The 23019-nt window shown below is 72.7% G+C and carries 18 protein-coding genes; 9 read left to right on the top strand and 9 right to left on the bottom strand.

The window, feature by feature from the left end; genetic code table 11:
• The first annotated feature begins 1 nt into the window (after window position 1).
• The 5 genes from ACP4J0_RS16425 (at window position 2) to ACP4J0_RS16445 (ending at window position 5196) form a co-directional block, all read left to right on the top strand.
• Window positions 2-1357, top strand: coding sequence for a sulfate adenylyltransferase subunit 1 (locus ACP4J0_RS16425; RefSeq protein WP_426599411.1), 1356 nt, complete (start codon window positions 2-4; stop codon window positions 1355-1357).
• Between the two features lie 239 nt (window positions 1358-1596).
• On the top strand, window positions 1597-2700 hold the full coding sequence (locus tag ACP4J0_RS16430) for an aliphatic sulfonate ABC transporter substrate-binding protein (RefSeq protein WP_426599412.1): 1104 nt from the start codon (window positions 1597-1599) through the stop codon (window positions 2698-2700).
• A 36-nt stretch (window positions 2701-2736) separates the two neighbouring features.
• Complete coding sequence (locus tag ACP4J0_RS16435; protein WP_426599413.1) at window positions 2737-3531, top strand: ABC transporter ATP-binding protein; 795 nt, start codon at window positions 2737-2739, stop codon at window positions 3529-3531.
• On the top strand, window positions 3518-4414 hold the full coding sequence (locus tag ACP4J0_RS16440) for an ABC transporter permease (protein WP_426599414.1): 897 nt from the start codon (window positions 3518-3520) through the stop codon (window positions 4412-4414). Before ACP4J0_RS16435 ends, ACP4J0_RS16440 begins: the two co-directional genes overlap by 14 nt.
• 8 nt (window positions 4415-4422) lie before the next feature.
• The gene (locus tag ACP4J0_RS16445) at window positions 4423-5196 is read left to right on the top strand and encodes a sirohydrochlorin chelatase (RefSeq protein WP_426599415.1); all 774 of its coding nucleotides are present in this window, start codon (window positions 4423-4425) and stop codon (window positions 5194-5196) included.
• A 180-nt stretch (window positions 5197-5376) separates the two neighbouring features.
• Here the strand turns inward: ACP4J0_RS16445 and ACP4J0_RS16450 are convergent, their stop codons facing one another.
• The 5 genes from ACP4J0_RS16450 to ACP4J0_RS16470 form a co-directional block, all read right to left on the bottom strand.
• Complete coding sequence (locus ACP4J0_RS16450) at window positions 5377-5925, bottom strand: DUF1697 domain-containing protein (protein ID WP_426599416.1); 549 nt, start codon at window positions 5923-5925, stop codon at window positions 5377-5379.
• A 348-nt stretch (window positions 5926-6273) separates the two neighbouring features.
• A complete protein-coding gene (locus ACP4J0_RS16455) occupies window positions 6274-7476 on the bottom strand; it encodes a glycosyltransferase (protein WP_426599417.1) in 1203 nt (400 codons plus the stop codon).
• Between the two features lie 87 nt (window positions 7477-7563).
• Window positions 7564-8844 (bottom strand): ABC transporter substrate-binding protein, encoded by a 1281-nt coding sequence (locus ACP4J0_RS16460; protein WP_426599418.1) that lies wholly within the window; start codon window positions 8842-8844, stop codon window positions 7564-7566.
• Window positions 8844-9677 carry a carbohydrate ABC transporter permease gene (locus tag ACP4J0_RS16465; protein ID WP_426599419.1) on the bottom strand — a complete coding sequence of 278 codons (834 nt, stop codon included), beginning with the start codon at window positions 9675-9677 and terminating at the stop codon, window positions 8844-8846. Before ACP4J0_RS16465 ends, ACP4J0_RS16460 begins: the two co-directional genes overlap by 1 nt.
• Window positions 9674-10621, bottom strand: a complete 948-nt coding sequence (locus tag ACP4J0_RS16470; protein WP_426599420.1) for a carbohydrate ABC transporter permease — start codon at window positions 10619-10621, stop codon at window positions 9674-9676. The genes ACP4J0_RS16465 and ACP4J0_RS16470 overlap by 4 nt, the downstream gene beginning before the upstream one ends.
• A 188-nt stretch (window positions 10622-10809) precedes the next feature.
• Here ACP4J0_RS16470 and ACP4J0_RS16475 point away from each other — a divergent pair, with 188 nt between their 5' ends.
• Entirely contained in the window at window positions 10810-11673 is an 864-nt protein-coding gene (locus ACP4J0_RS16475) for a phosphotransferase enzyme family protein (RefSeq protein ID WP_426599421.1), read from the top strand.
• A 24-nt stretch (window positions 11674-11697) separates the two neighbouring features.
• Here ACP4J0_RS16475 and ACP4J0_RS16480 read toward each other — a convergent pair whose 3' ends face one another.
• Window positions 11698-12420, bottom strand: coding sequence for a 3'-5' exonuclease (locus tag ACP4J0_RS16480; protein WP_426599422.1), 723 nt, complete (start codon window positions 12418-12420; stop codon window positions 11698-11700).
• Window positions 12421-12545: 125 nt separating this feature from the next.
• Window positions 12546-13793, bottom strand: coding sequence for an SAV2148 family HEPN domain-containing protein (locus ACP4J0_RS16485; protein WP_426599423.1), 1248 nt, complete (start codon window positions 13791-13793; stop codon window positions 12546-12548).
• Between the two features lie 366 nt (window positions 13794-14159).
• On the opposite strand from ACP4J0_RS16485, the gene glgX reads away from it, so the two are divergent.
• On the top strand, window positions 14160-16283 hold the full coding sequence (gene glgX, locus ACP4J0_RS16490) for a glycogen debranching protein GlgX (protein WP_426599424.1): 2124 nt from the start codon (window positions 14160-14162) through the stop codon (window positions 16281-16283).
• A 127-nt stretch (window positions 16284-16410) separates the two neighbouring features.
• Window positions 16411-18798 (top strand): malto-oligosyltrehalose synthase, encoded by a 2388-nt coding sequence (gene treY, locus ACP4J0_RS16495; RefSeq protein WP_426599425.1) that lies wholly within the window; start codon window positions 16411-16413, stop codon window positions 18796-18798.
• A gap of 118 nt (window positions 18799-18916) precedes the next feature.
• Here the strand turns inward: treY and ACP4J0_RS16500 are convergent, their stop codons facing one another.
• Complete coding sequence (locus ACP4J0_RS16500) at window positions 18917-20242, bottom strand: M14 family zinc carboxypeptidase (RefSeq protein ID WP_426599426.1); 1326 nt, start codon at window positions 20240-20242, stop codon at window positions 18917-18919.
• A 235-nt stretch (window positions 20243-20477) separates the two neighbouring features.
• The gene (locus ACP4J0_RS16505) at window positions 20478-21029 is read right to left on the bottom strand and encodes an FHA domain-containing protein (RefSeq protein WP_426599427.1); all 552 of its coding nucleotides are present in this window, start codon (window positions 21027-21029) and stop codon (window positions 20478-20480) included.
• A gap of 195 nt (window positions 21030-21224) precedes the next feature.
• Here ACP4J0_RS16505 and treZ point away from each other — a divergent pair, with 195 nt between their 5' ends.
• Window positions 21225-22970, top strand: a complete 1746-nt coding sequence (treZ, locus tag ACP4J0_RS16510) for a malto-oligosyltrehalose trehalohydrolase (RefSeq protein WP_426599428.1) — start codon at window positions 21225-21227, stop codon at window positions 22968-22970.
• The last annotated feature ends 49 nt before the right edge of the window (window positions 22971-23019 follow it).

Genomic DNA, 23019 nt, shown 5'->3' on the forward strand with positions numbered 1-23019 from the left:
CATGACCAGCACCACCGAACCCACCGAGCCGCAGGCGGCCTGGCAGCTGTCGGAGACCACCCTGCTGCGGTTCGCCACCGCCGGGTCCGTCGACGACGGCAAGTCCACCCTGGTCGGCCGTCTGCTGCACGACTCCAAGTCGGTCCTCGTCGACCAGCTGGAGGCCGTGGAGCGCGCCTCCGCGAGCCGCGGCCAGGAGGCCCCGGACCTCGCGCTGCTCACCGACGGCCTGCGGGCCGAGCGCGAGCAGGGCATCACCATCGACGTGGCCTACCGCTACTTCGCCACCCCGCGCCGCCGGTTCATCCTGGCCGACACCCCCGGGCACGTGCAGTACACCCGGAACATGGTCACCGGCGCCTCCACGGCCGAGCTGACGGTGATCCTGGTCGACGCCCGCAACGGCGTCGTCGAGCAGACCCGCCGGCACGCCGCGATCGCCGCCCTGCTGCGGGTCCCGCACGTCGTCCTCGCCGTCAACAAGATGGACCTGGTCGACTACGCGGAGCCCGTGTTCGCCGCCATCGCCGAGGAGTTCACGGCGTACGCCACCGAGCTGGGCGTCCCGGAGGTCACCGCGATCCCGATCTCGGCGCTCGCCGGTGACAACGTGGTGGAGCCGTCCGCGGTCATGGACTGGTACGGCGGCCCCACCGTGCTGGAGCACCTGGAGACCGTCCCGGTCAGCCACGACCTGGCGCACTGCCACGCCCGGCTGCCCGTGCAGTACGTGATCCGCCCGCAGTCCGCCGAGCACCCCGACTACCGCGGCTACGCGGGCCAGATCGCCGCCGGCACCTTCCGGGTCGGAGACGAGGTGAAGGTCCTGCCGTCCGGCCGCACGTCGCGGGTGGCCGGCATCGACCTGCTGGGCGAGCCGGTCGACGTCGCCTGGACGCCGCAGTCGGTGACGCTGCTGCTGGACGACGACATCGACGTCTCGCGCGGCGACCTGATCGTGCCCGCCAAGGACGCGCCGGCCACCACCCAGGACGTGGAGGCCACGGTCTGCCACGTCGCGGACGCCCCGCTCACCGTCGGCCACCGGGTCCTGCTCAAGCACGGCACCCGCACGGTCAAGGCGGTCGTCAAGGACATCCCGGCCCGGCTCACCCTGGACGACCTGTCCCTGCACCCGCACCCCGGGCAGCTCGTCGCCAACGACATCGGCCGGGTGAAGATCCGTACGGCGGAGCCGCTGCCCGCCGACTCCTACGCCGACTCGCGCCGCACCGGTTCGTTCATCCTGATCGACCCGAACGACGGCACCACGCTCACCGCGGGCATGGCCGGCGAGTCCTTCGCCACGCCCGAGCCGGTCAAGGACGAGGCGGACGACGACGGGTGGGACTTCTGAGCATGGGCTCCCCCGACTTCTACTCCACGTTCGCGAAGGAGGGCGGCCGCGTCGGCAGCGGCGCCCTCGGCAGCGGGCAGGGCGGAGTGGCGCGATGTGGGCGGTGACGTACGCGCACCGCTCGCGCGCCCACACCCCCCACCCGCACAGCCGAAGACCTGCCGACCCCCCGGCCACGACCTGACGCATCGGACGAACCGACAGGCGTGCGAGCCGGACCAACGAGAGGAACACCTCCCGTGCCTGCCACCACCGCCCTGCGCCGCACCCTCGCGGCCCTCGCCGCCCTCCCGCTGCTGGCCCTCGCCGGCTGCGGGTACGGCTCGCAGGCCAAGGACGACGACACCGCGAAGGTCGCGGCGGGCGCCGAGAAGATCGACGGTCTCGACTCCGTCCGGATCGGCTACTTCGGCAACGTCACCCACGCCACTCCCCTGGTCGGCAACCAGAAGGGCTTCTTCCAGAAGGAGCTGGGCGCCACCGAGGCGAAGTACGCGGTCTTCAACGCGGGCCCGTCCGAGATCGAGGCGCTGAACTCCGGCTCCATCGACATCGGCTGGATCGGCCCGTCGCCGGCGATCAACGGCTACGCCAAGTCGGACGGCAAGAACCTGCGGATCATCGGCGGTTCGGCCTCCGGCGGGGTGAGGCTGGTGGTGAACCCGGACAAGATCAAGTCGCTGAAGGACGTCAAGGGCAAGCGCATCGCCACCCCGCAGCTGGGCAACACGCAGGACGTGGCGTTCCTCAACTGGATCGCCGAGCAGGGCTGGAAGGTCGACGCGCAGAGCGGAAAGGGCGACGTGACGGTCGTCCGCAGCGACAACAAGGTGACGCCGAACGCCTTCGCGTCCGGGTCCGTCGACGGCGCCTGGGTGCCGGAGCCCACCGCGTCCCGGCTGGTCGCCCAGGGCGGCAAGGTACTGCTGGACGAGTCGGCGCTGTGGCCGGACGAGGAGTTCGTGATCACGAACATCATCGTGCGCCAGGAGTTCCTCGAGGAGCACCCCGACGTCGTCGAGGCGGTGCTGAAGGCCTCGGTCGACACCAACGAGTGGATCGGGGCCCACCCCGACGAGGCCAAGGCCGCGGCGAACAAGCAGCTGGAGAAGGACACCGGCAAGGCACTGCCGGCCGACGTCCTGGACCCGGCGTGGAAGTCGATCCGGCTCACCGACGACCCGCTGGCCGCCACCCTCGACGCCCAGGCGGACCACGCCGTCCAGGCGGGCCTGCTGGAGCAGCCCGACCTCGAGGGCATCTACGACCTCACGCTGCTCAACAAGGTCCTCAAGGCCAAGGGTGAACCCGCGGTCGACGACGCCGGTCTCGGCGTCCAGTAGGCGCGGACCCCGACCATTCCTCAGGAGGTGACGACCATGGCCACGACCACGACCCTCGCCAAGGCCGACGAGGGCACCGGGGCGGCCACGCACGCCGCCCGGATCGAGCACGTCTCGAAGTCGTTCACAGGCCCCGCCGGGCGGCAACTCGTACTGGACGACATCACCCTCGATGTGGCGCCCGGCGAGTTCGTCACCCTCCTGGGGGCCTCCGGCTGCGGCAAGTCCACGCTGCTGAACCTGGTGGCGGGCCTGGACAAGCCGAGCGCCGGCGCGATCACCACGGACGGGCGGCCGGCCCTGATGTTCCAGGAGCACGCCCTGTTCCCGTGGCTGACCGCGGGCAAGAACATCGAACTCGCCCTGAAACTCCGCGGCGTGCCCAAGTCCGAGCGTCGCGACAAGGCGGAGGAACTGCTCGAGCTCGTCCGGCTGAAGGGCGCGTACGGCAAGCGGGTGCACGAGCTGTCCGGCGGTATGCGCCAGCGGGTCGCGATGGCCCGGGCGCTCGCCCAGGAGAGCAAGCTGCTGCTGATGGACGAGCCGTTCGCGGCGCTGGACGCCATCACCCGGGACGTGCTGCACGACGAGCTGACACGGATCTGGCGCGAGACGAACCTGTCCGTCCTGTTCGTCACGCACAACGTGCGCGAGGCCGTCCGGCTCGCCGAGCGCGTGGTGCTGCTGTCCTCCCGTCCCGGGCGCGTGGCGCGGGAGTGGACGGTCGGCATCCCGCAGCCGCGCCGCATCGAGGACACCGCCGTGGCGGAGCTGTCCGTCGAGATCACCGAAGAACTGCGTGGGGAGATCCGCCGCCATGGCCAGCACTGACACGACGCGCCCCGCGAAGGACGGCGGCGATCTCGCCGGTCTGGAGGCGGGCCTGGACGCACTGGAGACGGTGCAGCAGGGCCGCAAGCCCTTCCGGCAGACCTTCGTGGAGAAGATCCTGCCGCCCACCGTCGCCGTCCTCCTGGTGCTCGCGGTGTGGCAGGGACTCGTCTCCTTCCGGATAGTCGACGACCCGACGAAGCTGCCCGCCCCGTCCGACGTGTGGGACGTGGTCCGCCAGGCCTGGCTCCAGGGCGAGCTGCTCGGCTACATCTGGACCAGCGTCTCGCGCGGCCTGCTCGGCTTCTGCCTCGCCCTGCTGATCGGCACCCCGCTGGGGCTGCTGGTGGCGCGGGTGAAGTTCGTGCGCGCGGCGATCGGCCCGATCCTGTCCGGCCTCCAGTCGCTGCCGTCGGTGGCCTGGGTGCCGCCGGCCGTGATCTGGCTCGGCCTGAACAACTCGATGATGTACGCCGTCATCCTGCTCGGCGCGGTGCCGTCCATCGCCAACGGCCTGGTGTCGGGCGTCGACCAGGTGTCCCCGATCTTCCTGCGCGCCGGCCGCACCCTGGGCGCGACGGGGCTGAAGGGCACCTGGCACATCGTGCTGCCGGCCGCGCTGCCCGGCTATGTGGCGGGTCTGAAGCAGGGCTGGGCGTTCTCCTGGCGGTCGCTGATGGCCGCCGAGATCATCGCCTCCTTCCCCGACCTCGGGGTGGGCCTCGGCCAGCTGCTGGAGAACGGCCGCAACGCCAGCGACATGGCCATGGTGTTCGAGGCGATCCTGCTGATCCTGTTCGTCGGCATCGCCATCGACCTGCTGATCTTCAGCCCGCTGGAGCGGTGGGTGCTGCGCAGCCGCGGCCTGCTGGTGAGGAGCTGAGGCACACCATGCACCGACCGGCCCGCTCCTCCCGTCCCGTCCGTTCCGCCCGCCCCGTCCTGCTGGTCATCGCGCACGGCAGCCGCGACCCGCGGCACGCCGCCACCGTGCACGCCCTGGTGCGCCGGGTCAGGTCGCTGCGCCCTGACGTACGGGTGGAGACCGGCTTCCTGGACTTCAACGTCCCCTCCGTGCAGGGGGTACTGGAATCCCTGGAGACGGAGGGGGTCCGGGACGTCGTGGCGCTGCCGCTGCTGCTGACCCGCGCCTTCCACGCCAAGGCGGACATCCCGGCGGTCCTCGCGGACGCGCCCCCGCGGCTGCGGATCCGGCAGGCGGAGGTGCTCGGCCCCTCCCCGCTGCTGCTGTCGGCGCTGGAGCGGCGCCTGTACGAGGCGGGTCTGACGCCCGCCGACAAGTCCTCGACCGGGGTCGTGCTGGCCTCGGCGGGGTCCACCGACCCGGAGGCGATCGCGGTGATCGCAGAAATCGCGCGGGAGTGGCGGCACACCGGTTGGTGCGCCGTGCGGCCCGCGTTCGCCTCCGCATCCCTTCCGCGCACCGAGGACGCGGTGCGCGAGCTGCGGGAGCTGGGCTGCGCCCGCGTCGCCGTGGCGCCGTACGTCCTGGCCCCGGGCTTCCTGCCGGACCGTATCGCGCGGGGTGCGGCCGAGGCGGACGTACTGGCGGACGTCCTCGGTCCCTCGCCGGAGGTGGCGCGGGTGCTGCTGGAGCGGTACGACGGGGCGCGGCTGCCGGTGCTGGCGGCGGTCGGGGCCTGACCGCGGCGTCGTCCTCGGTCGAAGGACAGCCCGCCGGTGCGGGTGTGGTTGAGTTCGCAGACGTCGGGGTCGGTGGCCAGGACGCGGAAGCTGTCGAAGAGCCCGGCCGCCCGGGCGTCGCGCGGGACGGCCCGCGCTCTGTCGCTGCTCCAATCCTTGGCGTGCGCGGTCAGGGGGCGGTCAGGGGGCGGTCAGTTCCACGAGCTTGGTGACGGTGTTCCAGTTGCGGCTGGTGGCGATCAGGCCCTTGTTCACACGGGGTCTGGCGAGGGCCTCGGCGAGCTTGGAGCGGCCCAGGCCGTCCGGCGCGTACAGGTAGAGGGCACGGTCGCCGAGGCGGAACTCCTCCGGGAGGAAGGCCGGCTGGTCGATCGCCGCGAAGCGCTCCGCGTCGACCGGCGCGGAGAAGTAGGTGACGTGCAACTGCTTGGCCTCCAGGTCGGCGGCCGGGAACGGGCACGCCTCGGCGACCGCCCGCAGATAGGCGTGGTCGCGCACGATCACGTCCACCGCGAAGCCGAAGTGTTTCTCGATCGCCCGCGTCAACTCGGCCGCGAGGGCCTCCTCGTCCCCGTGGCCGGACGCGAACACGGCCTGCCCGCTCTGCAGATGGGTGCGTACGGCGTCGTGGCCGAGGCCCTCCAGGAGTGACCGCAGTTCGGCCATCGGGAGCTTCTTCGCGCCGCCCACGTTGATCCCGCGCAGCAGCGCCGCGTACATCGTCGTCATGCCCACACCATAGGACGGCCGTCGTGCCCCGTGGGGGTGGGCACGACGGCCGCGTCCGCGCACCGGGCGGACGTGCGCGCCACTCTCGCCGATGCGGTGCGCGCGGTTCAACCACTACGCACTCCTGTGACTTATTCAACAACTCTGTGGAAGGGCACCGTACGGCTTCGCCCCCTGATCAAGACCCGCGAGTAGCAACAGCAGAGCTCTCGGCGGAGTCGGACACCGCGGGCGACGGGTCGGGGTGTGAGCGGGAGCCTGCACGGGTGAGAGCCGAAAGGCCCGTCGGTCTCCGGGAAGTCCTCCTGGAAACCGACGGGCCTCTCGGCCTCTTCCGCGGCGGCGCGGTCAGGCCCTCGCCGCCGACAGCTCCGCCTCGATCAGGTCGGCGGCCCGCGAGGTGCCGCCCTCCTCGGCCATCTGGGCCTGGAGCTCCTTCAGGCGCCCTGCCACCTCCGGGTCGTCGACCAGGGCGAGGGCGGCGGTGCGCAGCGCCTCGGCGGTGGCCTCCTCGGTGGGGAGGTGGCGTGCGACGCCGAGCCCCTGGAGCATGTCCGCGTTGCCGAACTGGTCCGCGGCCTGCGGCACGGCGATCATCGGCGTGGCGGTGGCCAGGCCCTCCTGACTGCCGCCCGCGCCCGCGTGGGTGACGAACAGGTCGGCCTGCTTGAGGATCGCCAGCTGCGGCACCCACGAGCGCACTTCCACGCTGTCCGGCACGTCACCCAGCTCGGCGGCGTCGACGTGCTTGCCGACCTGCAGCACCACGTGCCAGCCGGGCAGCTCGCCGAAGGCCTTGACGCACTCCCGGTAGAAGGCCGGCTGCTTGGTGAAGGACGAGCCGAGGGAGACGAGGACGACCTTGTCGGCGCCGTCGGGCCGCTGCCACTCCCCCTCGGCGGAGCGGTCGCCCTGGCAGGCGCCGACGAAGGTGTACGTCTTCTCGTCGACCCGGTCGGCGTTGGGCTGGAGTGCCTTGGGGATCAGCACCAGGGAGCGGTCGGGGCGGCCGGCGAACGGGTCGGGGTGCTGGGCGATCCCGTTCTCCTCGAGCCAGGCGTGGAAACGGGCGTAGTACGCCTGGCCGCGCTCGGTCTTCAGCGGCTCCTCCCACATCGGCTCGCCGACCTCCTGCTCGTACCCCTCCCAGGCGACCATGCACGGCGACAGGGAGATCACGGGCACGTTCCAGCGGTGACCGAGCACCCGGGCCGGGTAGGCGGCGATGTCGTGCAGGATCAGGTCCGGCTCGTCCCCCTCGTACGCCTCGGCGAGCTGCGGGAGCGCCTGGATCGCGTCGTTCAGGAATGGCTCCACGTTGTCCAGCAGCGTGGTCCCCCAGGCCTCCGGGTCGGCGTCGGGGCCGGGCAGCGTGCTGTTCCACAGCTTGGGCTCGGCCCCCACCTCGGCGACCTTCTCCGCGAAGAGCGGCGGGATCGCGTACGTCACCCGGTGCCCCCGCGCTACGAGCTCGCGGATCACCTCCAGGCTGGGGTTCACGTGGCCGTGCGCGGCGATGGAGAACATGGCGATGTGAGCGGGACTGGTCATGCGAACAATGTATGCGAGACGAGACGTCTCGTGCAACCATTTTCCCGCAGGTTCCTCCTCGTGCCCCCGACGGGCCGCCGGCCGCCGTCAGCGCTGGTAGCGGGCGAGGACGAGGTTTCCGTCCTTCTCCAGGCGGCTGCGGAGCTCCTCCGTGTCGATCGCTCCGCTGTAGTACTCCTGGAGTGCGGGGGTGGCCACCTTGTCCTTCCACTCGGGGTAGCCCCGCACGGACTGCGCGGGCGCCGAGCGCAGATGGCCGGCGAGGGCGGTGCCCGTGGCCCAGCCGTGCTCGGCCGTGCGCAGGGCCGGGTCCTTCAGCGCCTCGCTGCCGGTCGGCAGCATCCAGTCGCCGAGGGCGAGGCGCACCATGTTGTCCGGCTGGAGGAGGAAGTCGACGAACGCGGCGGCCTCCTTCTTGTGCGGGCTGTCCTCGGCGATCGACAGCGTCTGGGGGCTGACGCCCTGGGTGAGCCCCTCGGCACCGGCCGGGGCGGGCAGCACCTGCCAGTCGAAGCCGTCGGGTGCCTGCTGTTCGATCTGCTGGCGGTAGGAGAAGCCGAGGGGCACCATCGCGTACGTGCCCGCGAAGAAGCCGGGCAGGGTGTCGGAGCCGCCGCTGCCGAGCGTGGTGGGCGAGGCGCTGTGGTCCGTGTTGACCTGGTCGTGGAGGGTGCGGGGCACCACCTCGTCGCCCTCCTCGAACCGGACGGTGACCTTCCCGTCCGCGCCGCGGTGGAACAGCCGTCCGCCGGTGGACAGGGACAGGTTGAGCGTGGCGGACACGGGCTCCTTCAGCGGCCAGGCCACGCCGTACCTCCCGTCGCCGCTCAGCTCCTTCGTCACCTGCCGGAACTCCGCCCAGGTCCAGGGGTCTTCGGGCGTCGGGATCCGGACGCCCGACGTCTCCAGCAGGTCGGCGTTGGCGATCAGTACACGCGGTTCCTGGAGGAACGGCACCCCGTAGACGCCGTCGCCGAAGGTGACCGTCTCCCAGCTGCGCTGCGGGATGTCCGACTTCAGCCGCTCGGGCAGCAGGTCGGTCAGGTCGGCGAGGTAGCCGCCGTAGGCGAAGTCCGCGAGGTCGTCGGAGGCGTCGTGGATGATGTCGGGCGCCTCACCGCCCTCGAAGGAGGTGAGGAGCTGGTCGTGGACGCTGTCCCAGCTGCCCTGGACGTACTCGACGCGCACGTCCGGGTGGGTCGCGTTCCACTCCCGGACCAGTTCCTTGTTGGCCGTCACGGACTCCTCCTGCCAGGCCAGGGACTGGAAGCGCAGGGTGATCCGGCCGTCCTCGTCGTCGCCCCCGCCCGAGCAGCCGGCGAGCAGGAGGGTGAGGGAGAGGAGCAGGGTCGTGATTCTCGTGCGCATCAGCTCTTCACCGCCCCGGCGAGCATGCCGCCCGTGATCCGCCGCTGGATGAGTGCGAAGACGACCAGTGAGGGCAGCGTCGCGAGGAAGGCGGCCGCCGCGAGCGGGCCGAGGTCCGCGACGCCCTCGGCGCCGATGAAGTGGGTGAGGATCACCGGCAGGGTCTGTTTCTCCGGTGTCTTCAGCAGCACGAGCGCGAAGAAGAACTCGTTCCACGCGGTGATGAACGCGAACAGTGCCGTCGCCACGATCCCGGGCGCGAGCAGCGGCGCGGTCACCGACACCAGTGTCCGCAGCCGCCCGGCGCCGTCGACCGCCGCCGCCTCCTCCAGCTCGGCCGGCACGGCCCGGACGTACCCGGCGAGCATCCACAGGGCGAACGGCAGCGACCACACGACGTAGACCATCACCAGGCCCGGCACGGAGTTGATCATCCGGAGGTTCTTCAGGACCAGGAAGAGCGGGATGATCAGCAGCACGAAGGGGAAGGCCTGGCTGACCACGACCCACCCGGTGGCCGCCCTGCCGAGCCGGCCGCGGTGCCGGGCCATGACGTACGCCATCGGCGTCGCGATCACCACGGCGATCAGCGCGGCGCCGAGCGCGGCGAGGAGGGAGTTCAGGGCGGCCCGCAGCAGCGGCTGCTCGTCGAAGGCCTGCCGGAAGTTGTCGAGGGTGGGGTTCTCCGGGATCCAGGTGGGGTGGAGACTGGCCAGCTCCTGCGGCGGCTTGAACGCGGTGGAGATCAGCCAGAGGAACGGGAAGGCCAGGAAGACGAGATACGCGAGCAACGCGGCGTACTGGCCCACGCGGGCGCCTCTCGAGGTCCTCACGCCTCGCCACCTCCCTTGAGTCCGCCCCTGAGCCGGCCGGCGAGGAAGACGGCCAGCAGGATCGAGATGACGGCGACCATGACGCAGCCCATCGCGGCCGCGTAGCCGAACTGCCCGTATCGGAAGGCCTCTTCGTAGGCGAAGAGCATGGGCAGCCGGGTCCGGCCGCCGGGGCCTCCGTTGGTCAGCACGTAGACCAGGGCGAAGGAGTTGAAGTTCCAGATGAGATTGAGCGCGGTGATGGCGAGTGCGACCGGTCTGAGGGCGGGCCAGGTGACCGTGCGGAAGCGGCGCCAGGCTCCCGCGCCGTCGACCGCGGCGGCCTCGTGCAGCTCGCGCGGGGTGTTCTGGAGCCCGGCGAGCAGGGCGACCGTCGTCTGGGGCATGCCGGCCCAGACGCCGACGACGATGACGGCGGGCAGGGCGGTGGCGAGGCCGCTGAGCCAGTCGCGGCCGTCACCGAGGCCGAAGTCGCGCAGGGTCTCGTTGAGGATGCCGGCGTCCGGGTTGTAGACCAGCCGCCACATGATGCCGACGACGACCTCGGGCATCGCCCAGGGGACGATCGCCAGGGCGCGGGCCAGCCAGCGCAGCCGCAGGTTCTGGTTGAGCAGCAGGGCGAGGCCGAGCGCGAGCAGGAACTGCGGCACCGTCACCCCGACGGCCCACACCAGGCCGATGCGGAACGAGTCCCAGAACAGGGTGTCGTGCAGCAGGTCCTGGAAGTTCAGGGTGCCGATCCACCGGGTGGGCTCCGTCCGGCCGGACTGGGCGTCGGTGAAGGCCAGCAGGATGCCGTAGAGCAGCGGTCCGACGCTGAGGACCAGGATGGGGATCAGCGCGGGCAGCACCAGGAACCAGGCGCCGTGGTCGGGGCCGTGCCGCGGGCGGTCCGTGCCGGGCGCGCGGCGCGCCGGTTTTCTCGGCTCGGTCACCGATGTCACGTAATCAGCCCCTTTGCGCGGATCGAACCGGCCTGGTCATGGTCGTGAAGGCGCCGTGCCCCGTCAAGAGCCCGCGCACACGCTCCCACCTGTGCGAATGCGACACTGGCCGACGGATGACGGGAACGCGACGGACATGACGGACACGACCGGCACCACGGGCACCACGGACACGGAGGCGGACAACGATGGACGAGGCACGGGCGCGGGAGGTGCTGGCCGCGGCGGGGGTGCTGCCCGGCCCGGCGCGGGAGGCGCGGCTGCTCGCCCTCGGCGAGAACGCGGTGTTCGCCGCCGGTGACCTGGCGGTCAAGGTCGGCCGGGACGCGGAACTCCTCGGCCGGGCGCGCAGGGAACTGGCCGTCGCGGTGTGGCTGGAGGAGGCCGGGGTGCCGGCGGTGCGGGCGGCCGATCCGACGGCGCGGTTCGTCGACGGGCACCCGGTGACGGTGTGGCGGCGGCTGCCCGCCCCGGTACGGCCCGCCGAGCCCCGGGACGTGGCCGCGCTGCTCCGGCTGGTCCACGCGCTGCCCTCCCCCTCCTTCGGGCTGCCGCCCCGCGAGCTGCTGGGCGGGGTGGAACGCTGGCTGCGGCTCGCGGGTGACGTGATCGACCCCGCGGACGCCGCGTATCTGCGTGAGCGGCGGGACGGCTTCGCGGCGGCCGCCGCCGCGCTCGTCCCCCATCTGCCGCCGGGCCCGATCCACGGCGACGCGCTGCCCCGCAACGTGCACGTCGGACCCGACGGGCCGGTCCTGGTCGACCTGGAGACCTTCTCCGCGGACCTGCGCGAGCACGACCTGGTGGTGATGGCGCTCAGCCGGGACCGCTACGGACTGCCCGCCGAGGCGCACGACGCCTTCACCGCGACCTACGGCTGGGACGTGCGCGAGTGGGACGGCTGCGCGGTGCTGCGCGGCGCCCGGGAGACGGCCAGCTGCGCATGGGTGGCCCAGCACGCGCCGAGCAACCCGAAGGCGCTGGCCGAGTTCGAACGCCGGGTGGCGTCGCTGCGGGACGGGGATCCGACGGTGCGGTGGTATCCGTTCTGACCGCGGGTCGTCCTCCGGTACCGGTCAGACCCGCTCGTCGGCCGGCTCCCGCACCGGCCATCTCCCGTCGATGACCGCCGCGGCGTCGCCCTTGCGGCGCAGGAAGCTCTGGAAGTCCGCCGCCCACTCGGCGTACCACTCGATCTGGCGGTGGTGCAGCTCCGCCGGGCCGAGGGCCGCGACCTTGGGGTGGCGGCCGGCTATCGCGCAGGCCAGCCGGGCCGCGGCGAGGGCGTCGGCCGTGGCGTCGTGGGCGGCGTCGAGCGGGACGCCGTACTCCCGGCAGACGGCTTCGAGGTTGCGCTTGCCGCGGCGGTAGCGGTCGACGGAACGGTCGATGGTGTACGGGTCGATGACCGGGGCGGGGTCCAGGCCGCCCAGGCGGTCGCGCAGGGACGGCAGTCCGTGGCGCCGCAGTTCGGCGGAGAGGAGGGTGAGGTCGAAGGCCGCGTTGTAGGCGACGACCGGGACGCCCGTCTTCCAGTAGGCCGCGAGCACACCGGCGATGGCGTCGGCGACCTGGTCGGCGGGGCGGCCCTCGGCGGCCGCCCGTTCGCCGGTGATGCCGTGCACCGCCACCGCGTCCGCCGGGATCTCCACGCCGGGGTCGGCCAGCCACTCCCGGCGTCCTCGCGGATCCCCGCCCACGACCTCGATCACGGCCCCCGTGACGATGCGTGCCTCGCGCGGATCGGTGCCCGTCGTCTCCAGGTCGAAGCCGACCAGCAGCTCCCGGTGCCAGCCCATGGGCGGTCCCCCTTCTCAGTGGTGCGTTCCCCCAGTGGTCTCCACCCTCCCATGGGCCACTGACAATCAGAGGATCGCGTTCCGCTTACGCCCGGTCAGGGGGCAGGCCCTCCCGTCGGCCGCACTCACGACACCGGCCGCGAATCCGCCCACATCAGCTCGAACTCCTCGCGATAGGTGGGGAAGAGTCCGCTTTCGTCCATCTGGTCCGACTTCACCACCTTGCCGCCGTTCCGTCCGTTGCGTAGGACGAGTACCGGCGCCTCCATCCCCCGCGTCCGGCGCAGGTAGGACTGCACGACCGCGATGCCGTCGGCGCCGTCCCCGTCGACGAGGTAGGCCGTGAAGCGGGGGGTCTCGTCGAAGACCTGGATCTCGAACGCACCCGGGTCCCGCAGCCGGGAACGCACCCGGCGCATGTGCAGGATGTTCATCTCCACGGCGCGGCTCAGCTCGCCCCGCTTGATGCCGAGTTCGCGCTCGCGGCGTTTGATCGCGCTGGAGGCCGGGTTCAGGAAGAGCAGCCGCACCCGGCCGCCGGACTCGGCCAGCCGGAGCAGGCGGCGGCCGGAGAAGTTCTGCACGAGCAGGTTGAGGCCGATACCGAGGGCGTCCACGCGCCGCGCGCCGCCGAAGAGGTCCTCGGCCGGGAACTGGCGCAGCAGCCGCACCCGGTCCGAGTGCACGGCGACCACGTCGGCGTAGCGGTCGCCGACCAGGTCCTCCACCGCGTCGACCGGCAGCCGCCGCGTGGACGGCACGTCGCCACCCGCGCCGAGGACCTCCAGCAGCCGCGCCGAGGCCCGCTCGGCCTGGCTGAGCACCGCCTCGGACAGCGCCCGGTTGCGGGAGACGACGTTGCGGGTGACCTCCAGCTCGTCCAGGGCGAGTTCCACGTCGCGGCGCTCGTCCACGTAGGGCTCGAAGCAGGGCCAGTGCTGGATCATCAGCTCGCGCAGCTGCGGCAGCGTGAGGAAGCTGAGGACGTTGTCGTCGGCCGGGTCGAGCAGGTACCCCTTGCGGCGGCTGACCTCGCGGACGGCGACGGCCCGCTGCACCCACTCCTGGCCGGCGGGCCCGGCGGCGGCGACCACCCACTCGTCGCCGTGGACGGGCTCGTAGACCGGCCTGAGGACGGCGGCCACGACCGCGCGCAGCCGCTGTTCGACGAGGTTCAGCCAGATGTAGGCCCGGCCGGCCCGCTGCGCACGGGTGCGCACCTCGTGCCAGGCGTCGGTGTCCCAGTCCAGCTCCGGACCGATCGCGCCCGCGCTCATCGGCCGCGCCAGGGACACCGCACCGGGCGGGACGTCCGTGGAGTTCCCCTGGTGACCGTCGTCACCAGGAGGCAGCTCCAGCCCTCCCGAGCCCACCCGCGCACCGCCTTCCGCTCCCCCGGAGCACTACCGGGAAGACCCCGTCCCAACGATCAAGGAAGGGTACTCCGCGAGCGGTCCGCGATGCAGCCCGATGGCCGGGCCGGTTTTCCCAACGAACCTGATCCAGAAGCGCGTTCCGGCCCGCATTACACCGGGGAGTGAGCGGATTCATAGCGGTGACGCCGCCCGGTACGGGGAAGGATCCCTCGCGCCCTCCCCCGGGCGCGGGTCGTGCAAAAGGCCGACGGGTGGGCAGGAGGACGTACGTGCCAGGCGGTCGCCTCACTTTCGGGGAGACTTCCGGGAGACTCGGAGCCAAGGCGTCCGCACCGGCGCCCCACACCTGAAAGAGTCGTGTTCATGCAGGTCTGGCCTGGAGAGGCGTATCCACTCGGTGCCACGTACGACGGCGCCGGCACCAACTTCGCGGTCTTCACGGAGGCCGCCGACCGAGTAGAGCTGTGTCTGCTGCACGACGACGGTTCGGAGACCGCGATCGAGCTGCGGGAGAGCGACGCGTTCGTCCGGCACGCGTACGTGCCGGGCGTGATGCCGGGGCAGCGGTACGGGTACCGCGTGCACGGCCCGTACGCCCCGGAGCGCGGGCTGCTGTGCAACAGCGCCAAGCTGCTCCTCGACCCGTACGCGCGTGCGATCAGCGGCTCGGTCCAGTGGGGCGAGGAGGTGTACGGCTACCACTTCGACGCCCCCGACCGGCGCAACGACCTGGACTCGGCGCCGCACTCGATGACGTCGGTCGTGGTCAACCCGTACTTCGACTGGGGCGACGACCGGCGACCCCGGACGGAGTACCACCACACGGTGATCTACGAGGCCCACGTGAAGGGCCTGAGCATGCGGCACCCCGGGCTCCCCGAGGAACTGCGCGGCACCTACGCGGCCCTCGCGCACCCGGCGCTCATCGAGCACCTGACCGAACTGGGGGTCACCGCGCTGGAGCTGATGCCCGTGCACCAGTTCGTCAACGACCACCGCCTGGTGGACATGGGTCTGAACAACTACTGGGGCTACAACACGATCGGCTTCTTCGCCCCGCACAACGCGTACGCCTCCTGGGGCGACCGCGGCCAGCAGGTCCTGGAGTTCAAGTCGGCGGTGAAGGCACTGCACGAGGCCGGGATCGAGGTGATCCTCGACGTGGTCTACAACCACACCGCCGAGGGCAACCACCTGGGCCCCACGCTGTCCTTCAAGGGCCTCGACAACCCGTCCTACTACCGGCTGACCGACGACCCCCGGTACTACATGGACACCACGGGGACCGGGAACTCACTCCTCATGCGGTCCCCGCACGTACTCCAGATGATCATGGACTCGCTGCGGTACTGGGTCACCGAGATGCACGTCGACGGCTTCCGCTTCGACCTCGCCGCCACCCTGGCCCGGCAGTTCCACGAGGTGGACCGGCTGTCGTCCTTCTTCGACCTGGTGCAGCAGGACCCCGTGGTCTCGCAGGTGAAGCTGATCGCCGAGCCGTGGGACGTGGGCGAGGGCGGCTACCAGGTGGGCAACTTCCCGCCGCTGTGGACCGAGTGGAACGGCAAGTACCGGGACACGGTGCGGGACCTGTGGCGCGGCGAGCCGCGCACGCTGGCGGAGTTCGCGTCCCGGCTGACCGGTTCCTCCGACCTCTACCAGGACGACGGCCGCCGCCCGCTGGCCTCCATCAACTTCGTCACCTGCCACGACGGCTTCACCCTGCACGACCTGGTGGCGTACAACGACAAGCACAACCATGCCAACGGCGAGGACAACCGGGACGGCGAGAGCCACAACCGGTCCTGGAACTGCGGCGCCGAGGGCGACACCGACGACCCGGCGGTGCTGGAGCTGCGGGCGCGGCAGATGCGGAACTTCATCGCCACCCTGCTGCTCTCCCAGGGCGTGCCGATGATCAGCCACGGCGACGAGTTCGCCCGCACCCAGCGGGGCAACAACAACGCCTACTGCCAGGACAACGAGCTGGCGTGGGTGGCGTGGCCCGACGGCGACGGCGACGGCGCCGGCTCGGGGCTGCTGGAGTTCACGCGCGCGATGGTCTGGCTGCGCAAGGACCACCCGGTCTTCCGCAGGCGGCGCTTCTTCCACGGCCGCCCCGTGGAGGGCACCCACGACGAGCTGTCGGACATCGCCTGGTTCACCCCCGAGGGTGCGGAGATGACCCAGCGGGACTGGAACTCGGCGCGGGCGTCGGCGCTCACGGTGTTCCTGAACGGCAACGCGATCTCCGAACCCGGCGCGCGCGGGGAACGCATCGCCGACGACTCGTTCCTGCTGATGTTCAACGCCTCACCGAAGCCGCTGGACTTCGTGGTGCCGGTCGACCACGGCCGGCAGTGGGAGGTGATCGTCGACACCGCCCTGACGGAAGGGGTGCCCGCGGAACCGGCCGCGAAGGTGCAGGCCGGGGACCGGCTGACCCTGGTGGACCGAAGCCTGGCGGTGTTGCGGCGGCCCGTCTGACGGGCGTACGGACGCCACCGGGCGGGCCCGTCTGACGGGCGAACGGACGCCACCGGGCGGGCCCGTCCGTACGTCCGTGCAGGGGGCCGATGACACGAACGGCGGCGGGGCGGGTACGTAGTTCTCCATGACACCTGAGCGACCCGACCCGGCGCTGTCCCCGGCCCCTGCGGCCCCCTCGGCCACCTACCGGCTGCAGCTGCAGCCGGCGTTCCCCTTCGGGGCTGCCTCGGCGGCGGTGCCGTACCTCGCCTCGCTCGGTGTGTCGCACCTGCACCTGTCCCCCGTCCTGGAGGCGGTCCCGGGCTCGCCGCACGGCTACGACGTCGTGGACCACGCGCGCGTGCGCGAGGAGCTGGGCGGCGAGGAGGGCCTGCGGACACTGGCGCGCACCGCGCGGAAGCACGGTCTCGGCCTGGTGGTGGACATCGTGCCGAACCACATGGCGATGTCCCCGCGCCACAACCGCGTCCTGTGGGAGGTGCTGCGCCGGGGCCCGGAGTCCCCGTACGCGCGGTGGTTCGACATCGACTGGGAGGCACAGGGCGGCCAGGTGCTGCTGCCGGTGCTGGGCGCCCCGGTGGGCGAGGTACTGGACGACCTCCGGGTCGACGGCGGCGTACTGCGCTACCACGACCACGCCTTCCCCCTGCGGGACGGCACCGCCGGCCTGCCGTTGCCGCAGCTCCTGGACGCGCAGTGGTACCGCCCGGTGTGGTGGCGGCTCGCCCGGACCGAGCTGAACTACCGGCGTTTCTTCAGCATCTCCGAGCTGATCGGCGTACGCGTGGAGGACCCGGAGGTGTTCGAGGCCACGCACGCCACGGTGCTGCGGCTGCTGCACGAGGGGGTGGTCGACGGGCTGCGCGTCGACCACCCCGACGGCCTCGCCGACCCCGACACCTACCTGCGGCGGCTGCACGAGGCGAGCGGCGGCCGGTGGACGGTGGTCGAGAAGATCCTGGCGGACGGTGAACGGCTGCCGGCCGCGTGGCCCGTCGCGGGCACGACCGGCTACGACGCCCTGCGGCACGTCGACGGGCTCTTCACGGACCCGGCCGGGTACGGGGAACTGCTCGGTCAGTACCGCAGGTTCGCCGCCCCGCAGACGGACCGGGGCGGGGACTGGGCGGCGACGGTGCGGCGGGCGGCGTACAAGGTGGTCACGCACGAGCTGGCCACCGAGGTGGACCGGCTGACCCGGGTGGCGCACCGCCTGTGCGTCGCCTCGCCGGACCCCGTGCTGCGCGACCGGGCCCCGTGGGCGCTGCGCGCGGCGCTACGGGAGCTGCTGGTCCGGCTGGAGGTGTACCGGCCGTACGCGTCGGTGGACGCGGCGTCGGTCGTCACCGAGGAGGCGGCGGCCGAGGCGCGGCTCGCGTTCTCGGTGCCCGAGGAGGCCGGCGCGGTGGACGTCGTACGGGGCCTGGCGCTGGGGCGGTACGGGGACGGGCCGGACCACGTGGAGTTCCGGACGCGGTTCGCGCAGACGGCGTCGGCGCTGCGCGCGAAGTCGGTGGAGGACACGGCCTTCTACCGCTACGTTCCGCTGCTGTCGGCGACCGAGGTGGGCGGGGACCCGGGGAGTCCGGCGGTGACACCGGAGGAGTTCCACGGGTACTGCGCGCGCGTGCAGCGCGACTGGCCCACGACCGGCACGGTCGTCTCGACCCACGACACCAAGCGCAGCGCCGACGTGCGGGCCGCGCTGGCGGTGCTCACGGAATGCCCCGAGCGCTGGGCGGACGTCCTGGCGGAGGTCACCCGCACGGGTGAGGGCGTGCCGGACGCCCAGGTGGCGTGGGCGGCCTGGCAGACGGTGTTCGGACTGGGGCCGGCGGACGGTGAGCGCGTGCGGGAGGCGCTGCTGAAGCACGTGCGCGAGGCGGGGATGTTCACCAGCTGGACGGAGCAGGAGCCGCCCTACGAGGAGGCGGTGGCCCGGTTCGTGGCGGCGGGACCGTGCGGCGCGCCGGGCGAGCGGGTGGCGGCGTTCCGCGACTCCCTGGAGCCGCACATCCGGGCCAACGTCCTCGGCACCGCCCTGGCGCACCTGACGATGCCGGGAGTGCCGGACCTCTACCAGGGCACGGAGGACGAGTACCTGGCCCTGGTGGACCCGGACAACCGCCGGCCCGTGCGCTTCGGGGAGGGCGGCGGGGGCGGTGAGAAGGGCGCGGTGACCCGGGCGGCCCTGGCGCTGCGCGCGCGGCGGCCCGACGCCTTCGGTGAGGCGGCGACGTACCAGCCGCTGCCCGCCGAGGGCCCCGCGGCGGCGCACTGCGTGGCGTTCGTGCGCTCCGGGGAGGTCCTGACGGCCGTGACCCGGCTGTCGCTGCGGCTGGCCGGGGCGGGCGGCTGGCACGGGACGGCGCTGCCGCTGCCGCCGGGCCGGTGGGCCGACGCGTTGTCGCCCGGACGGGAGTTCACGGGGCACACGCGCGTGGCGGAGCTGTTCGCCCGGTCGCCGGTGGCACTGCTCGAGCGGGTGGCGGCGGGCGGAGACGGGGGCTGACCGCGGGCGCCCGCACACGCCCGCGCCCGCGCCCGTGCGACCGTGCGTCTGTGCGTCCGTGTGTCTTCCGGCCGGCCGCGCGGAGGGGGCGTCGGCGCGGCGCCGCCGGACGACGCGGTCATTCGCGGCGCATCGGCACGGCGGCCTCGGAGCCCCAGCCCGGCTCACCCGAGCGGGAGCCCGCGGTGGGATGCCGCCCGGCCAGTTCGAACGCGGCGAGGACGACCCGGGTCTGGTACTCCACCTGGCGCGCGACCGGTATCCAGCGGGCCGCGCAGCCGTCCCGGTAGTCGGCGCAGCCCTCGTCGACGAGCCGGTCCAGCTCGGGCAGTACGCCCGCCGGATCGCCTCCGGTACGGGTCACCAACTGGTGCAGCAGCCCCGCGGTCCGCAGGGACAGGCGCCGTCCGGCGAGCCGCAGGGCGACCAGGTGGGCGGTGTTCATCAGCGGGAGGGAGCGGCCCGATCCGTCGTCGGTGTCGGGGTCCCACGCGTCGGCAAGCCTGGGGCAGACCAGCAGGTAGTCGTCGACGGGTGCGAGGAGACGGCCCGCCTCGGGGACGGTGGCGAGGTGGGGCCGGAGCCGGGCGAGGACGCGGTGCAGACGCCGGGTGTCGTCCCGCAGGGTGCGGCTCACCGAGCGCAGCAGGCCGTCCCGGTCCGCTGGGGACGAGCCGTCCGCCACGGCGGCCACGCCCCACATGGGCGCCTCGACGACCGCGGTGACGGTGCCGTACCGCTGCGGGTGGCACCACGTCGAGTCGACGGCGGCCTCGGTGATGGCCGCGGTGAGGTCGCCCCGGCGGGGCGGCGGGATGCGGTAGACGGCGGGGCCGAGGTCGGGCCAGTACAGGGTGTCGTAGGCGCCGAGTTCGCGGGGGATGCCGAGCCGGGCCGCGGTCTGGGCGATGCGCTGGGCGAGGCCCGGCAGCTCGTGGGTCAGCTCGACGAAGCCGCCGCCGACGTCGACGCCGTGCAGGGAGCACTGCAGGAAGGGCCGCAGTTCATCCTGGAGTGCGAGCAGGGCGCGGGTCTCCGGCAGGACGGCCCGGTCCGGGCCGTCGGGCAGCCATTCGGGCTGTTCCAGGAAGCCGGGCCGGAAGAAGTTCCGGGCGTAGCGGCCGAGGGTGTACGGGCCGGACAGCCAGCCCTCGTTGCGGCGCAGCCCGTCGGGGTCGACGCAGAGCAGCAGGTTCCACGTGGCGTCGGCGCCCTCGGTGAGCCGGGGGTCGGCGAGGGCGCGCTCGGCCAGCCGCAGGACGGTGGCACCGCCCACGGGCTCGTTGGCGTGCGGGCCGGCGACGACGAGGGCCTGGCGGCTGCCGTGGCCGACGGAGAGCAGCAGCAGCGGGGTGCCCGCGCGGGACGTGCCGACGCGGCGCAGCCGGGCCTGCCGGGGGTGGCGGGCGACGAGTGCGGCGGCCCGGATGCCCAGCTCGTCCACGGTCGGATAGCACAGGAGGGGCGTCAGGGCACACCTCCACGATGCGGCCGTCGGTTCACCTGGCGTGCGCGGTGTACGCACAGTCAGTCACGACTTGGGGGGTACGTCAACACCATGAAAAGCAAAGGGGGCTCGCCGCGAGGATCACCCCGTCGACCACCCCGCCCGGTACCCCACCGGGACGCTCGACAACGAGTGAAGCCCAGGCCAGAGCTGTGCTGCGCCGGACGCCGGCTCAGTTCACGGCGAGGCGGAAGGCCATCTGCCCGAAGCCGATCTGGTCACCCTCGCGAACGACGGCCGCGCCGATGACCCGCCGACCGTTGACCGTGGTGCCGTTGGTGGAGCCGAGGTCCCGCAGCACCCACATGCCGCCCTGACGGCTGAGTTCGGCGTGCACCCGGGAGACCGACTCGTGGCTCAGCCGCAGCCCGCTCGCCGGGTCGCGTCCTATGCGCAGCGGATGACCGGCGCCGGGGTGGGGCAGCAGCAGCTTGGGCAGCCGCTCGGCCTGCCAGGCCCGGCGCAGCCGCACGCCGAACCCGGACACCGCCTCGACGGTGCCGAACACCAGCCGCGACACCCTGCTCTCGGTGGGCAGGTCGGAGGTGAGCGCGGCGAGTTCCTCCAGGCGGCGGGCGGCGAGCGCCAGTTCCATCCTGCGGATGAACGTGTCGTGCGACAGACGCCCCATGGCGACGCCGTCCCGGAGCGCCTTCAGCGCCTTGTCGCGCTCCGCGTCGGACAACCGCGCGGGGTATGTGTTGAACTCGAAGGACGACGTCACGCAGGTGATTGTCGGTCAGCCGGGCCGGAGTGTCCAGAAAACGGGAGAACGGCCGCCGCGGGCCCGCGCACGGCCGCCGTTCGCGGAGCACGGCACGACACCCGCCGCAAACGGGGACTTTCAGCAGCGGAGAGATCACTTTTGCAGGACCATGGACGGGCTACATCACGGTGAGCAGACGAAGGGGAACCGTCCGTGCAGTTCGAGGTGTGGGCACCGCAGGCCGGCCGCGTGACATTGCAGTGCGACGGCGACACGCGCGCGTTGGAGCGCGATCCCGAGCGGCCGGGGTGGTGGTGCGGTCGGGCGGAGGCGCGCGACGGCTCGCGGTACGGCTTCGCGGTGGACGACGGGCCGGTGCGGCCGGACCCGCGCTCGCGCCGGCAGCCGGACGGGCCGGACGGGCTCAGCGCGGTCGTCGACCACGGACGGTACGCCTGGCGTGCCGAGTGGGGCGGGCGCCCGCTGCCCGGCGGCGTCCTGTACGAGCTGCACGTGGGCACGTACACGCGCGAGGGCACGCTCGACGCCGCCGCCGAGCGGCTCGGCCATCTGGCCCGACTGGGCGTGACCCACGTCCAGTTGATGCCGCTGTGCCCTTTCCCGGGCCGGCACGGCTGGGGGTACGAGGGGGTCTCGCTGTGGGCGGTGCACGAGCCGTACGGCGGGCCCGAGGCGCTGAAACGGTTCGTCGACCGGGCCCACCAACTGGGCCTGGGCGTGGTCCTGGACGTGGTCCACAACCACCTGGGCCCCTCCGGCAACCATCTGCCCGCCTTCGGGCCGTACTTCACCGACACCCACCACACGCCCTGGGGCGTCGCCGTCAACCTGGACGCGCCCGGCTCGGACGAGGTGCGGGCCTATCTGGTGGACAGCGCGCTGGCGTGGCTGCGGGACTACCGGATCGACGGGCTGCGCCTGGACGCGGTGCACGCCCTGGTCGACACGCGCGCGTGCCACTTCCTGGAGGAACTGTCGACGGCCGTGGACGGCCTCGCCGCCGACCTGGGGCGACCGCTGTTCCTGATCGCCGAGTCGGACCTCAACGACCCGCGGATCATCACCCCGCGCGCGGAGGGCGGCCTGGGCGTGCACGCGCAGTGGAACGACGACTTCCACCACGCCCTGCACGCCGCGCTGACCGGGGAGTCGCAGGGCTACTACGCCGACTTCGCGCGGGCTCCACTGGCGGCGCTCGCCAAGACCCTGACGCGGGGCTACTTCCACGACGGCACCTACTCCAGCTTCCGGGGGCGCGGTCACGGCCGGCCGCTGGACCGCGGCCGCGTCGCCGCGCACCGGCTGACCGGCTACAGCCAGACCCACGACCAGGTCGGCAACCGCGCCCAGGGCGACCGCCTGGCCGCCCTGGTCTCCCCCGGTCTCGCGGCCTGCGCGGCCACGCTGACGCTGACCGCGCCGTTCACCCCGATGCTCTTCATGGGCGAGGAGTGGGCCGCGGGCACACCGTGGCAGTTCTTCACCGACCACACCGACCCGGAACTCGCTCAGGCGGTACGGAGCGGCAGGCGGCGCGAGTTCGCCGCGCACGGCTGGAAGGAGGAGGACGTCCCCGATCCGCAGGACCCGGCGACGCGCGAGCGGTCCTGCCTCGACTGGTCCGAGCCGGAAAGCGAGCCGCACGCCCGCGTGCTGGCCTGGTACCGCCGGCTGATCGCCCTGCGCGGCCAGCAGCCGGACCTGACCGCCCCCGACCTCGCCGACACCAAGGTGGCGTACGACGCCGAGGCCCGGTGGCTGGCCTTCCGGCGCGGCGACATCCGGGTGGCCGTCAACCTGGGCACCGAACCGGCGGCGATCCCGCTGGGCACCCGCCCCGCGCGCGTGCTCGCCGCGTGGGAGCCCGTGCGGGCGCCGGGCGCGGACGGGGTGCTGCGCGTGCCGGGCGAGTCGAGCGTGATCCTCGTACAGGAATGACAGCGGCGCAGGAGGTAGCGAGGGGACGGGAGGCAGCGAGGGGACGGGA

Source organism: Streptomyces sp. WG7, assembly GCF_049975785.1.
GTDB lineage: Bacteria > Actinomycetota > Actinomycetes > Streptomycetales > Streptomycetaceae > Streptomyces.

What these genes read in the sequence shown, in the direction of transcription:
- ACP4J0_RS16425 (WP_426599411.1), top strand. Translation starts at nt 2, where the DNA reads ATGACCAGCACCACCGAACCCACCGAGCCGCAGGCGGCCTGGCAGCTG.
- ACP4J0_RS16435 (WP_426599413.1), top strand. Translation starts at nt 2,737, where the DNA reads ATGGCCACGACCACGACCCTCGCCAAGGCCGACGAGGGCACCGGGGCG.
- ACP4J0_RS16440 (WP_426599414.1), top strand. Translation starts at nt 3,518, where the DNA reads ATGGCCAGCACTGACACGACGCGCCCCGCGAAGGACGGCGGCGATCTC.
- ACP4J0_RS16445 (WP_426599415.1), top strand. Translation starts at nt 4,423, where the DNA reads ATGCACCGACCGGCCCGCTCCTCCCGTCCCGTCCGTTCCGCCCGCCCC.
- ACP4J0_RS16450 (WP_426599416.1), bottom strand. Translation starts at nt 5,925, where the DNA reads ATGACGACGATGTACGCGGCGCTGCTGCGCGGGATCAACGTGGGCGGC.
- ACP4J0_RS16455 (WP_426599417.1), bottom strand. Translation starts at nt 7,476, where the DNA reads ATGACCAGTCCCGCTCACATCGCCATGTTCTCCATCGCCGCGCACGGC.
- ACP4J0_RS16460 (WP_426599418.1), bottom strand. Translation starts at nt 8,844, where the DNA reads ATGCGCACGAGAATCACGACCCTGCTCCTCTCCCTCACCCTCCTGCTC.
- ACP4J0_RS16475 (WP_426599421.1), top strand. Translation starts at nt 10,810, where the DNA reads ATGGACGAGGCACGGGCGCGGGAGGTGCTGGCCGCGGCGGGGGTGCTG.
- ACP4J0_RS16480 (WP_426599422.1), bottom strand. Translation starts at nt 12,420, where the DNA reads ATGGGCTGGCACCGGGAGCTGCTGGTCGGCTTCGACCTGGAGACGACG.
- glgX (WP_426599424.1), top strand. Translation starts at nt 14,160, where the DNA reads ATGCAGGTCTGGCCTGGAGAGGCGTATCCACTCGGTGCCACGTACGAC.
- treY (WP_426599425.1), top strand. Translation starts at nt 16,411, where the DNA reads ATGACACCTGAGCGACCCGACCCGGCGCTGTCCCCGGCCCCTGCGGCC.